This window comes from Paenibacillus sp. sgz302164 (genome assembly GCF_056120505.1).
On sequence record NZ_JBVYOL010000002.1, the window covers coordinates 494342 to 508404 of the forward strand.

The 14063-nt window shown below is 53.6% G+C and carries 8 protein-coding genes; 3 read left to right on the forward strand and 5 right to left on the reverse strand.

Going from position 1 to position 14063, the window contains the following annotated elements; genetic code table 11:
• Window positions 1-5: 5 nt before the first annotated feature.
• Window positions 6-4970, forward strand: coding sequence for a pectinesterase family protein (locus AC0LWT_RS05575; protein WP_474680220.1), 4965 nt, complete (start codon window positions 6-8; stop codon window positions 4968-4970).
• 91 nt (window positions 4971-5061) lie between these two features.
• The gene (locus tag AC0LWT_RS05580; RefSeq protein ID WP_474680221.1) at window positions 5062-6648 is read left to right on the forward strand and encodes an S-layer homology domain-containing protein; all 1587 of its coding nucleotides are present in this window, start codon (window positions 5062-5064) and stop codon (window positions 6646-6648) included.
• A 743-nt stretch (window positions 6649-7391) separates the two neighbouring features.
• Here the strand turns inward: AC0LWT_RS05580 and AC0LWT_RS05585 are convergent.
• The 4 genes from AC0LWT_RS05585 to cysT are packed head-to-tail and all read right to left on the reverse strand — an operon-like array spanning window position 7392 to window position 11234.
• Window positions 7392-8513, reverse strand: a complete 1122-nt coding sequence (locus AC0LWT_RS05585; RefSeq protein WP_474680222.1) for a sulfate ABC transporter substrate-binding protein — start codon at window positions 8511-8513, stop codon at window positions 7392-7394.
• A gap of 33 nt (window positions 8514-8546) precedes the next feature.
• Window positions 8547-9632, reverse strand: coding sequence for a sulfate/molybdate ABC transporter ATP-binding protein (locus AC0LWT_RS05590; RefSeq protein ID WP_474680223.1), 1086 nt, complete (start codon window positions 9630-9632; stop codon window positions 8547-8549).
• A complete protein-coding gene (locus AC0LWT_RS05595; protein WP_474680224.1) occupies window positions 9622-10431 on the reverse strand; it encodes a sulfate ABC transporter permease subunit in 810 nt (269 codons plus the stop codon). The genes AC0LWT_RS05590 and AC0LWT_RS05595 overlap by 11 nt, the downstream gene beginning before the upstream one ends.
• The gene (cysT, locus tag AC0LWT_RS05600) at window positions 10428-11234 is read right to left on the reverse strand and encodes a sulfate ABC transporter permease subunit CysT (RefSeq protein WP_474680225.1); all 807 of its coding nucleotides are present in this window, start codon (window positions 11232-11234) and stop codon (window positions 10428-10430) included. The genes AC0LWT_RS05595 and cysT overlap by 4 nt, the downstream gene beginning before the upstream one ends.
• A 759-nt stretch (window positions 11235-11993) precedes the next feature.
• On the opposite strand from cysT, the gene AC0LWT_RS05605 reads away from it, so the two are divergent.
• A complete protein-coding gene (locus AC0LWT_RS05605; RefSeq protein WP_474680226.1) occupies window positions 11994-12719 on the forward strand; it encodes a hypothetical protein in 726 nt (241 codons plus the stop codon).
• Window positions 12720-12930: 211 nt separating this feature from the next.
• Here AC0LWT_RS05605 and AC0LWT_RS05610 read toward each other — a convergent pair whose 3' ends face one another.
• On the reverse strand, window positions 12931-14025 hold the full coding sequence (locus AC0LWT_RS05610; RefSeq protein ID WP_474680227.1) for a Fic family protein: 1095 nt from the start codon (window positions 14023-14025) through the stop codon (window positions 12931-12933).
• Window positions 14026-14063: the final 38 nt, after the last annotated feature.

Here is a 14063-nt window from a genome sequence, read left to right on the forward strand (position 1 = left end):
GCAAAATGAAGAAAGCGATTCAAATAACAATTTGCATGTTGTTATTGATAAATGTCTGGCTGTTTCCCGTCATAGCCGCCGCTGCAGATACGGCTTCGGTGCTGGGAAGCCCTGCGCAATTGACGGCCGCCCCCGGCAATAATCAGGTAGTCCTGACGTGGAACACGGTAACAGGAGCCGTCTCCTACAAGCTCAAGCGCAGTACGGTAAACGGCGGGCCTTACGATACGACGGTAGCCGCGGGCGTAACGGGTACGGCTTATACCGACACTTCCGCCGTGAACGGCACGGCGTATTATTATGTGGTGACCGCTGTCAATTCGGCCGCCGAAAGCATGATCTCCAATCAGGCGAAAGCCGTTCCGTATGCGCCGATTGCCGGCGCACCGCCGGTTCCCGCCGATTTTGCGGCCACGGCCCGCGACGGCAGCGTTGATTTGACGTGGTCGGCGTCGGCAGGGGCGGCCTCCTACACGGTCAAAAGAAGCTCTGCGAGCGGGGGGCCGTATACGACGGTAGGAAGCGCGCTGGCTTCCGCGTCTTTTACCGATACGACGGTCGTTAACGGGAACGCGTATTACTATGTCGTCTCCGCTGCGAACGCCGGCGGCGAAAGCCCGAACGCGGAAGCGCTTATCGCGGTGCCCGCTCCGGTCATTACGGTGGCTCAGGACGGCAGCGGCGATTTTGCCAATATCAAGGAAGCGATTGCCTCCATTCCCGCCGCGAATGCGAGCCGTAAAGTGATTTATATTAAAGCGGGCGTTTATCATGAGAAGCTTTCGATCACGGTCCCTTATGTCAGTCTCGTAGGTGCAGGCATGGATCAAACGAAAATCGTATACGACGACAACGAAACGACCGTCAATCCGGCGAATCCGGGCGTCAAATTGCAGCCGCTGGAAACGGCAACCGTCTCTGTCGGGAGCAGCGCGAGCCCGGCCAACCAATTCAGCGCGGCGAATCTGACCATTGAAAACAGTTCCGCCGCCTCCAAGGGGCGTGCTCTGGCTGCGCTGGTCGTTTCCGATCAAGTCGTCTTTGAAAATGTCCGTTTTGTCGGGTACCAGGATACGCTGTACGCAGGGGTCGCTTACAATACCAAAAAAGGCCGGCAGTACTACCGCAACTGCGAAATTATCGGCCGTACCGATTACATTTACGGGCCGGCTACCGCAGCCGTGTTCGATCATGTCGATGCGGTCAGCATCAACTCGGCTGATGCGGCCGATTCGGGCGGGTATGTGACGGCGGCGTCCACGCAAAATCCTGGCGGTGACGTTCCGGGGCTCGTCTTCGTCAACTCCCGCCTGCTGAAGGACGGCACGACCAAAGGCAAGCATTACTTGGGCCGCACATGGCAGGATCAGCCTACGGTTCGTTTTATCAATACGGAGATGGGGGATCACATTCATCCCGAGGGCTGGACGACGATGAGCGAGCCGCTCAGCACGTATTATTTGTCGGAATACAACAGCACCGGCCCCGGAGCAAGTCCGTCGAAACGCCAAATGGGCATGCAGATGACGGCCGGGCAAGCGAGCGCCCTGACGATTCCGCGCATGTTCGACGGGTGGGACCCCGCGCAAACGGCAGCCATTCCCCAAAAGTCCGGCTCCGTTGCGCCGATTGTCGACCCTGCGCTGCCGGACGGGCAGGCGGGATCTTACACGAAACCGGTGACCGTCTATATGGAAGTGAACGGCGGGCTGCCGGAAGCGGGCCGGGTGCAGTACCGGATCAACGGCGGTCCATGGACGGCGTATACCGCTGAATTTGCAGTCGGTCAAGCGGGCGCGAACGTCATCGAATACCGCTATGTGGACAGCTCCGGAACCGCAGCCGCCAGCAAAACGCTAACGTTTGCAATCGATCCTCGCGAAGCGGCCAAAGTTCCCGCTTTTCCGGGCGCAGAGGGCGGGGGCATGTATGTGAAAGGGGGCCGGGGAGGCACCGTGTACGTCGTCAGCAATCTGAACGATTATGCCGCCGACGAAGCGCCGATTCCGGGATCGCTGCGGGATGCCGTCAGCGCGGGCAATAGGACGATCGTTTTCAGCACGTCCGGTACGATTCAACTGAAGCGCGAGCTGGCGATAACGCAATCGCACATCACGATCGCCGGGCAAACCGCTCCTGGAGATGGAATCGCGATCGGCGGCTACATGGTGAAGATCGGAAATAACGATACCGGAACGGACATTATCGTCCGGTATATCCGGTTCAGGAACGGAACGAATTCGTTAAGCGACAGCGTGGACATTACGGGCGACAACGTCATCATGGATCACTGCTCGCTCAGCTGGAGCACGGACGAAGCGTTTTCCGCCAAAAACCGCAAAAACTTTACGCTCCAACGGAGCTTTATCAGCAACAGCCTGAACCACTCGATTCATACGAAAGGACCGCACGGGTACGGGGGCATCTGGGGAGGCACGAACGCCACTTATACGCACAACCTGATTATGAACCATACGAGCAGGAACGTGCGCTTTGACCGGGCCACAGATCCCGACAATTACCCTACGAAGGTCGATTACCGCAGCAACGTGATTTACAACTGGGGCTTTAATTCCGCATACGGCGGGGAGCAGGCGACAGGGATCAATATGATCAATAATTATTACAAGCCGGGCCCCAATACGTTTGACGGCGTAAAAAGCCGCATCGTCAACCCTTCGGCCGGCGATGGAGGGGGCGGCGGAACTTTTTACATCGACGGCAACTACGTGGAGGGCGCGCCCGATGTGACTGCCGATAACTGGGTGCCTGCAACCGGCGGCAAATATGCGTGGAAAGCGATCAACCCGGATCAGTCGTTCACCCGCAAATACAAACCGATCGTCATTCCCGATGCAAAAGATCCCGTCGGCGGGGCGGTTACGACGGATTCGGCAGAGGCCGCCTACGAGAAGGTGCTGCAAAGCGGGGGCGCTTCTTTACCGAAGCGGGACTCCCTGGATGCCCGTCTCGTGAACGAAGTCAAGAACGGTACGGGCAGAACCGTCAACACGATCGCAAGCGACGGCGGCCTGCCGGAGCTGAATTCGCTCCCCGCGCCCGTCGATAGCGATGGCGACGGCATTCCCGACGCCTGGGAGAGCACACATGGTCTGGACCCGAACAATAGCGCAGACGGCGCTTTTACAAGCAGCAGCGGGTACACGAATCTGGAGCTTTACTTGAACTCGCTGGTCGTAACGCCTCCGCCCAATCCGAACGCCGCTATCGTGAGCCCTGTCATGCATCAGGCTTTTACCGCCGGCAGCGCGATCCCGGTTACGGCAAGCGCATCGGCGGCTGCCGGCGGCGCGGCTATCGCCAAAGTGATCTTTTATGACGGCGATCAAAAAATCGGGGAAGCTGCGGCGGCGCCTTACACGTTCACATGGGCGAATGCTTCCGAAGGCCAGCATTACTTGTACGCCAAAGCGGTGGACGCAAACGGCGTGATGACGTTGTCCTCCGCCGCCGTGATTTACGTGAACGGCCCGAATAACGTGGCGCCGTGGACGACGCAAGATATCGGCCAGGTCAGCATCCCGGGTGCGGCGAGCTTGAGCGGGACGACTTATACGGTCAAAGGATCGGGGAAAATCGGCTCGTCATCGGACGCTTTTCAATATGTATACCAGACGGTTCAGGGCAACTTTGAAATGGTCGCGAACGTCGACTTCGCTTCCGAAATCGACGAGGATGCGAAAGCGGGATTCATGATCCGCGACAGTCTGGACCCTGCATCAAAGGCGGTCGCACTGGCCCTGTCCACCGATCCGACGAGCGATTTCGGCGTAGATACGAGCGGGCGGAAAATTTCGTTCCTGAACCGCAGCGAAAACGGGGGAAGCTACAAAGAAAGCCTGATCAGGGGCGCATCGCTGAAAGCGCCGTTCTGGCTGAAAATCGTTCGCGACCAGAACACGATTTACGGTTACGAGTCCAAGGACAAGGCGAACTGGCTGTTGGTCGGCTCGGCGGCGGTCAGCTTTTCCGACAAAGTGTACGTAGGCATGGCCGTTGATGCCCCGAAATCGACGAGCAACATCGATTATGTAACGGCGGCGACTTTTGCCGATGCGAAGTTCACCCGCTCAGCGCTCTTTACGCTCAGCAACCCGGCGAGCGAGACGGTGGATATTCCCGCTTACACCATAAAGGCGCATGCCATGGACCGTGCGCAGTTCTCGGTAACGAACAATGGCGCCGCCGTCACCGATGCGGTGTATGTCGAAGCCGGGGCCGATTTCTCGGCCGCCATTAAGCTGACCGAAGGCGTCAACACAATCGTCTTCTCGGCCCGCAACAGCGAGTTGTTCGGAGACGCCGTCAACGCCAAGACGATTACCGTGACTTATAACAAGTCTGCGGTCGTGTTTACGCCTTCGGCGGAGCTGCCCGATGCGGTCACTTCTTCGGCTTTCGTATTAACGGGAAGCGTCAATCGCAACGCGGCCGTCACCGTCCGGTTAAACGGAACGACGGTTCTCGACCATAGCGCGAAGCTTGCCGCGGTGCCGTTCGAAATTCCGCTCGTTTTGCAGGAAGGCGTCAACGAAATTGTCGTCTCCGGCGTGGACGATTACGGCAACACCGGCTCCAAAACGTACCGGATCACCTATAACAAAAACTGGGGCGCGGGCGTCTTTACGGTTAAAAGTTTGATTTTGAGCGATCTCGGCGGCAATGCGCTTTCGGGTCTGACCCGATCCACCGATACCGTAGCGGACGTGCTGGTGTACAACAATTCTTCGGTCAGCCAGAGCGGAACGCTCGTCATTGCGCTGTTCGATCAGCAGGACCGGATGGTGAGGTATTCCTTGCTCGCCCATTCGATTTTGCCCGGGAAAACCGCTCATTTGAAGGCGCTGCTGAAATTGCCGGATATCGTCATGGGCTGCAAACTGAAAGCTTTTGTATGGGATTCTGCGCTCAGCCAAACTTTGATTTCCAATGTAGTCGCAATGCCTTAGCGCCCGATGGATACAATTGAGCGGGCAGATGGGGAGGCGGACGTGCCGCCCTTTCCCATTCCCCCATTCGGAATTCGGAGGAGGAATCTGTTTGAAAAGAACGATCATCGTCCTGCTGACGGCTTTGATGTGCTTTGGCATTTGCATTCCGGGCGCGTCGGCTTCGCAGGTCACCGTACAAGCATCGCTGGATGAAAATTCGGGAAAAGTGACGATTTCGGGCTCGCTGGGGACGGCCGCTGGAAGCATCGTGACCGTTCAGGTGCGGAATCCGCTGAATCAACTCGATTATTTGGACCAGGGAACAACTGCGGCCAACGGACAATTTCAGTTCAGCTATACGCTCAGGCAAAAAATAAACGGAACTTATACCGTGAAAGCGGGAGGGCAGGACGCCGACGCGGTGGAGAGCGCGGCTTTCAAAGTCGCGACGGCGACGGATTCCGGTTCCGGCTCCGGCTCCGGCTCCTCTTCTTCGCCATCGCCGCCGTCCGCTGCGAGCCCGCCTTCGGCGCAAGGGGAAGTGAACGGCAGCGGGATTATTTTGGAGGCGCAGCTGGATAGCGCGACCGGCATGGCGTCGGCCAGACTGACTGCCGACATTTTGAACAAAGCGAGAGAAGCCGGCGGCAATGATGTTACGGTCGAAATTGCCCGAAGCGCCGGGGCCGACCGGTATGAGCTGATTGTCGACGCCGGCCTGTTCTCGCCCGCATCGAAGGGCCTGACCTTGTCGCTGATCACCGATATTGCGGCCGCGACGATACGCACGGACATGCTGAGCGGCGTCGATTTGTCCTCGGCCAAAGAGGTCGGCTTACGCATCGGCCGGGCCGACACGAGCCGGTTGCCGGGCGAACTCCGCAGCAAAATCGGCGGCAGGCCGGTTATAGAGCTGCATGCTGCCGTAGACGGCAGCGTCATCCCGTTCAGCAATCCCGATACCGCCGTGACGGTTGCGATCCCATATCAGCCTGCGGAAGGAGAGTTGAAAAATCCGGAGCATATCGTCATCTGGTATCTGGATGCGCAAAACCGGGCGCAGGCGATTCCCAGCGGCAAATATGATCCGGCTAGCGGAAAAGTCAGCTTCACGACGACCCATTTCAGCGCCTTTGCGATCGCTTATGCGGTGAAAACGTTCGACGATCTCGGTTCGTTCGGCTGGGCCAGGCGAGCGATCGAAGTCATGGCATCCAAAGGAGTCATATCCGGTACCTCCGAGACGGCCTACAATCCGGGCGCTATCATCACCCGGGCGGATTTTATGATTTTAATAACCAAAGCGCTCGGCTTGAGCGCCCGGGTTACAAGCAATTTCAGCGATGTCGCTTCCGCGGACTATTATTTTGAAGCCGTAGGCGTTGCCAAGCAGCTGGGGCTTGCGGAGGGCGAGGGGAACAATCGCTTTAATCCGCAGTCGCCCATTTCCAGACAGGATATGATGGTGCTCATGTCAAGAGCTATGAAGCTGGCCGGCAAATCGAGTCCTGGGGGCGCCGAGGCGGACCTTGCGCGGTTCGCGGACAGGGCGGAAGTCGCTTCCTACGCGGTGAACGACGTAGCCGCCATGGTCAGAGCCGGAATCGTGGAGGGGGACGGCAGCGCTTTACATCCGCTAGGCAGCGCCACGAGAGCGGAAGCGGCGGTTTTGTTATACAGAATTTATAACAAATAACCGCCAACCGTACGCGCCCCGGGTCCGGCCCGAGTCCGGCTGATCCCGCCCCGGATTTCTGCGAGTGTCTCGCCGAGTCGCGAAACGCCAAACAAGAGGCTACCCCGCAACTGAGGATAGCCTCTTGTTATGTCCGTCGGCCGGCCGCGCCTACACATCCGTTAGATGAGCCGGGCCCGTCATTCCGCAAAACTAGTCAGACTGCCGTGAAACTCGTCCGCCGAAGCCTGGCTCTGACTCCTGTCAATGCACTGCTGAAAACCTGTAAAAAATTAGACTGAAAAATCGCCCGCCAGGAGCTGGGAGTCTGTCCGACGGAGCTACTTTTGTGGTTCATCGGACAGACTCCCAGCACATCTACTTGCAACGCGCAGAAAACCTGCAAAAATACATCTTTTTGTTCCGTAATACGCTTGCCTGAGAATATTCCTGCAAATGTGCAGCTTTTTCTACTAAAACTTCGCGATGAGCCCTTCATGAGCGAAAAAGCCTGCACATTTGCAGGCTTTTCCCAAAATCGAGCCATTTCCATCGAAAAAGCCTGTACATTTGCAGGCTTTGCACGCCACCGGGGCACTTGGTGGATCCCCCGGTGCCTGAGCGACCTCCCGGCGTCCGGCCGCTGCGCGAATGGCTTGGACGTCGCTTTGGCGGCAGCCTGAGACAGTGCTGCTTCGTCCTTACGCGTGGAATGATACACGAGCCGGACATTCAGGCAGAGGGCAGAAGGCCCTCCGCCTCTGCTATTTCGCTCCGCCTTCGGCCAAAATCGTCTCCCAAATCGCGCCTTTGCCGTACAGCTCCTTATTCACCTGGTTCCAGCCGCCCAAGTAGTTGATATCGAACAGGCCTTCCGGCGTTTTGTAGTTTTTCTCATACTGCTTCGCGATCTCAGGATCGACGGAGCGGAAGCCTTTTTCGGCGAAAATCTTTTGCGCTTCAGGGCTCCACAGGAAGTTGAGGAACGCTTCGACGGCTTCGCGGTTGCCGTGTTTGTCTACATATTTGTCGATGAGCGCGACCGGATTCTCGATGGAGGTCGTATATTTCGGCACGACTTCCTCGTATTTTTGGCCGCTTTTGATGCGGGCGATCAGCTCGTTCTCGTAAGTGACGATGGCGTCGCCAACCCCTTTGTCAAAGGTTGTCAACGAATCCGCGCCGCTTTTGTCCAGCACCTTAATGTTTTTGTACACTTTGGTCAGCAAATCTTTCGCTTGCGCGGGATCTTTTTTGCCGGCTGCTTCGGAAATTTTGAGGCCAGCTCCGTATATGGCGTTGATGTCCCATTTGGCGCCGCCCGACGTGCTCGGGTTCGGAATCAGCACTTCGACGCCCGGTTTCGTCAAATCGCTCCAATCCTTGATCTGCTTGGGATTGCCTTCGCGCACGCCGATGGCGGCAATGGAGGCGGTGATCATCCCGCCGTGCGGTTTGCTTTTCCAGTCGTTCGTGATCAAGCCTTTCTCGGCGATTTTCTGGATATCTCCTTCCAGCGACAGCGGTGCGATGTCGGCTTCAAAGCCTTGAATGATTGCCGTCGCCTGGGAGCCGGATGCTTGATACGACTCTTTGAACTCGACGGTTTGCCCGGTTTTCTTTTGCCATTGCTCTTTAAAAAGCGGGATGATGGCGTCAAGCGAATCTTTCAAAATCGAGTAAGCGCCGATGGAAATCGTCACTTTGCCGCCTTCCGCCGTTTTAGGCGAACCGGCTGCAGCCGGAGCGCTGCTGCCCGCCGCAGCCGCAGGGCTTGCCGCCGCCGGCGAGCTTGCACTGTTCCCCGCAGAACCGCATCCGGCCAAGGCAACGCTTGCCGTCAATAGTGCGGCCGCCATCATGCCTAACGTTTTCTTGCTTTTCATAAAATCCAACTCCCCTTCGCTTGATCAATTTGTTTAGATAAAAACAGGCATCGGATCTTGCTTCGCCTGATTTTCCAGCAGCTTCGTTTCATTTGCCGTAAACACCGATAGGTGATGGATTAAAATGTTGACTTCATCGCCGGGCCGGTACTGCCTTTCTTTAATGGACTGGTAGGCGAAAAGCTTGAGCGAACCGGTCTCGATTTCGAGGTACCACGAGTCGCCCCGGAAATGCGCATGCGTCACGGTGCCGGGCTGCCCCGCCGACGCCAAATACGTCGTATCGTGAGGGCGCACCTCGATCGCTTCGGGCCGGATCAGCACCTTCGCGTCGGTTGGCCACCGGCCGTCCTGCTGCAGTTCGTCCAGATAAGGGAAGCCGTTCAGCGGCACATAGTGCGAAACCGTATTCGATTCCCCGATAAAAGTAGCGACGAACGAGGAGGCCGGCTTCGTATAAATTTCCCAAGGCGTGCCCTGCTGCTCGATTCGGCCCTGCTGCACGATGATGATCTCGTCGGCGACTTCGATCGCTTCGTCCTGATCGTGGGTGACAAACAGCGTCGTCACCTTGAACTCGTCGATCAGGTTGCGCAGCCACAGGCGCAGCTCCTTGCGGATTTTGGCGTCGATCGCGGCGAACGGCTCGTCGAGCAGCAGCAGCTGCGGCTCCGGAGCAAGTGCTCTGGCGAACGCGACCCGCTGCCGCTGGCCGCCAGACAGCTGATGGGGGTATTTGCGCTCGCTGCCGGCGAGCCCCATCAAGCCGAGCAAGTGCGATACGCGGTCGGCGGTGTAATCGCGGGGCTTTTTCAACACTTTGAGCCCGTAAGCGACGTTGTCGAACACCGTCATATGCTTGAACAGCGCATAATTTTGAAAGACGAAACCGATGCCCCGCTTTTGCACGGGCAAATCCGTCGCAAGCTTGCCGTCGAAAAAAATGCTGCCGGTGTCCGGGCTCTCCAGGCCTGAGAGCATGCGCAGGATGGAGGTTTTGCCGCCTCCGCTGGGACCGATAAGCCCGACCAGATGCCCTTTGGCGATGCTGAAGTTGACGTCTTTGATCGCGTGAAACTGTCCGAACGATTTGTTCAGGTTATTGACCTCAATGTGCATGGAGCTGCCTCTCCCTTCGTTTTTTCATCCATTCCAGTATGAGCAAAATCGTAATCGAAACGAGACCAAGCACGAATGCCAGGCTGTTTGCGGCAACGAGATTGAAATTTTCCGCATCTTGGTACACGAGCGTAGTCGCCGTCTGGGTTTGGCCGATGACGTTGCCGGAGACGACCAGAATCGAACCGAATTCGCCGAGTGAACGCGCAATCGTCAGCACGAGTCCGTACAGGACTCCCCAGCGGATGGAAGGCCACGTAATTTGCAGGAACGTGCGCCAGGAGCCGGCGCCGAGCGTCGTGGACGCTTCCTCCGACTGCGTGCCGATTTCCTCCAGCAGCGGAACGACTTCGCGCACCATCAGCGGGAAGGTGATGAACATCGTAGCGATGACCATCCCGGGCAGCGCGTACACGATTTTCATATTGTGCGCCTCGAAGAAAGTGCCGAGCGCTGTGTTCGGACCGAACAGCAGAATGACCATCAAGCCGACGATGATCGGCGAAACCGCAAACGGCAGGTCGACGACCGCATTGATAATCGGCTTCAGCCAGCGGGCGATCCAGGCGCCGCGGACGATTTCTATCGATAAGTAGATGCCGACGATCGCATTGAGCAAAGTAACGATGACGACGATAAGCAAAGAGATGTACATCGCGTGCAAAGCTTCCGGACGAGACAGGGAATCGAAAAATTCGCCGGCCCCGTTTTGAAACGCGCTGAAGCCGATGCCGAGGAACGGTAAGATGATGAGCAGAAAAATGACGGCAAAAGTAAATCCGATCAGCAGCCTTCTCATGCCAGTCGCCCCTTTCCGCGCGTCAGCACGTTGATCGCCCACAAAATGAGGAAAGACAATGTCAGGAGCACGATAGAAAGCGCGGCCGCGCCCTCCGGGTTAAAATTTTGCGTCTCGCCGTAAATGTAGACGGAGACGACCATCGTCTTGCCGGGCAAGTTGCCGGAGATCAGCGAGATCGCGCCAAATTCGGCGAGCGCCCGCGAGAAGGCCAGCATGCTTCCGGCGACGATGCCGGGGACGATGGCGGGCAAAACGATTTTGCGGAAAGTGTGAAATTTGCCCGCGCCGAGCGTGAAGCTGGCCTGCTCCTCCGCAGGATCGAGCTGTTCCAGCAAGGGCTGCACCGTGCGCACCACGAACGGAAAAGTGACAAAAACGAGACCGATAACGATAGCCGTCTGATTGTACAGCAGATGGATTCCGAGCTGATCCAGCCAAATACCAAGCGGGCTCTTCGGACCGAGCAAGGTCAGGAACATCAGTCCGGCTACGGAAGTCGGGAGCGAAAAGGGGAGGTCGACCATGCTGTTCAAAAGGCCCTTGCCCGGAAAAGAGTAGCGCACGAGCACGTAAGCAATCAGCGTGCCGACGACCGCTTCGATCAACGTGGAGAAGACGCTGAGCTTAATCGTCAGCAGCACGGATTTCCATGCGAGCGGGCCCGTCACTTCCGCCCAAAAAGGCTGCCATCCGAAGGAAAAGCCTTTTACATAAATGGATCCGATAGGCAGCAGCAGCAGAACGATCAGATAGCCTATCAGCACGGAACGAACCGTGGCTTTGAATACTTTATTACCCACCGTGACACCACCCAATTGCGATTAATCTCATTAGATTACTTGGAATTATACATTGAATAATAACAGGCGTTTTTCTTTCTTGTCAATCATAAAATATTTTTGAAATAAAGTGCTGCGCGGTGGGCATCGGAGGGCGTTGTCCGAAATGCAGGGATCTCCGGGGGGCTGGCCGCCGATCGGAACGCAGATCATGGGGATTGCGGCAAAAGCAGCACGCCACCCAAGAGAAAGCGGACGCGGCGGGCTGGGCCTGTACTTTGTACCAAAAGTATAAGAACTTTTTTGGCGCGCCCTGCCCGTAAGTTCGCCGTTTTCGCGCAAAATCGAACGGCGGAAATAAAAATGTAACAAAACTGGAACATTGCCGTTACGCTCCGATAACAATTGCAGGGTATGATGATTAACAAGACCCCCTTTTTAATATAAACTCTTTGGACCCGACCCCGCCGGTTGGGTCCCCTTTTTTTGTTCGGGGCGATTGGTGCACTTCCTGAGGATGGACGAGGCGATCTCGATGGACTAATTCAACTTCGATGCTTTGGTAATGATATACCGTTTGTGCTCTTTGTTGAGCATCTTGGTATAACTTTCGAAACTAAGATCGGCTGGGCAAATCGACGCCTTGTCAGCTTGTCGTTCTTCTATGACGAGAATCTCAGCATTCAAAGAAGGCTGATGAATTCATCCTTTATCCAATACACAATTTGTTTTTCTGATGATTTTATTGACTATAAAACTTAGATAGTAAGGAGTTATGCTATGGAAAATAATATTTCAATTAAGAGCGCAACTAGAGTATATTTCTCGGTCCAGCATATTATTTCAGCATCTTATATGGCAAAGAAGAGCTATGAAGTTGAGAATCAATTTCAAAACGATTTTATTCAATTTCCCTCAAGCTTAGTATCAATAAACAAAGCTTATGTAACAGGAAGCATATTTTCGGCAACATCTTTTTTAGAGGCATCAATAAATGAGCTTTTTTGTGATATACAAGAGATGCATGCTGGCATTCATCCACGAAATGAAAAGTTTGCAAGGTTAGATTTGAGGTCAGTTGCTATGATGGGTGGTATGTGGGAGTTGGATTTTGAGCGGAGACCGATTTTAGAAAAGTATCAAATTGCACTTACACTGGCCAATAGAAGTAAGTTTGATAAGGGACAACAGCCATATCAAGACATTAACTTTTTGATTAGTTTAAGGAATGATCTTATACATTATAAACCAGAATGGATTGCTGATGAAACGCTAGATGGTTCTACTCCGCGGCATAAGTTTGAGAAAAATTTAAAAAACAAATTCGAATCTTGCAGAATATTTTCACAATCAGGGAATGCTTATTTTCCAGATAAGTGTCTTGGATTTGGATGTTCAAAATGGGCAGTGGAATCTAGCATTAAGTTTACAGATGAGTTTTTTAATAGGTTGGGGATAAAACCTGCATATGATTTGATCCGTGAGAATCTGTTATTTGAGAGATGACATGTTAACGTTAAGGATTGGTGTTTCCGCGGGATTAATCGGGGTTCTACTCTCCTAACTTCCATCATTAAAGAAGCCACGATAGGCACTTCTTCAATGTATGGAAGGCTACACGAGAACCATATTTCACTTGGGGAAATGGCTTTTTGCTGTATGGTACGGTGAAGCACTACTAAGAATATTCAAGCTCATCAGTTCAGCCTAATCGTTACTAACGCAATTTATCGAGAAGATTGTAATAGTAATATGTTTTAGATCTTTGTTTGCCATCCGAAAAAATGATTCTTTGGGTTTCAAGAATTGACAAATATCTTCTGCAGGTTGCTTCTGATAACTCAGCGGTTGAAGAAATAGAGTGCACGGTGAATATTGGTTTTTGAAAAATTGCATCAATCAATTTTTTCACGTTACTACTGTTTATTAACGACTGGGCGATATTCAAATCATGCTCGTAGAGTTGGTTAACATCATTGATTAAATGGATATTTTTGTTAGCCTGGAGTATAATCGCCTCTAGAAAAAATTTGATCCACTGGTTCCAATCCCCTTTATATCTTGTATCATTTAGGAATCGATAATACTTATGTTTATCCTTTTCTAATGCTTCACTTAAAAAGAAATTAGGATAATCAATGACTTTTTTATTAAATAAGTATAAAGGTATTAGAATTCTTCCAATTCTCCCGTTGCCATCAAGAAACGGATGGATAGTTTCGAATTGAGCGTGGATGATGGCAACCCGAATTAATTCATCAAAGTCGTCTTTAGGCTCGTTAATATATTTTTCAAGATTACTCATAAAGTGATCTACTAATTGAGGCGAAGGAGGGATATAAGTGGCTGTCTCTATCGTACAACCTTCAGGACCTATAAAATTTTGTATTTTTCTATACTCTCCAGGAGAACGATTGCTCCCGCGAACATCATTCGACATTAATGTAATATGCATCGTCTTGAAAAGCCTTGTAGAAATGGGGAGGAACGCTAACTTGTCCATTCCTTCGCGAAGTGCGTGATAATAGTTTAAAACTTCTTGAATGTCTTTATTGTTTTTCCTGCTCTGGGCCTCGACCTCCAAAACCTCATCAAGAGTTACCTGGGTACCTTCGATTTTGGTTGATTGAACGGCCTCATGCAACATAACAGGATTCAATAATAATTGTGAAGGGAGTTTGGTGTTTTGCAGCAACACCTGATACTGAGCTACTTTTTTGTTTGCTTCAATCAATTCCCGGATAAAAAGCAGCGGATTAATTCGTTCATTTTTTAATGGCAGCTCTTCTGCAGCAAAGGGTGTTTTTGCCATAGTCATACCTCTTTTCTCAAAACCTTATACTTTATCTT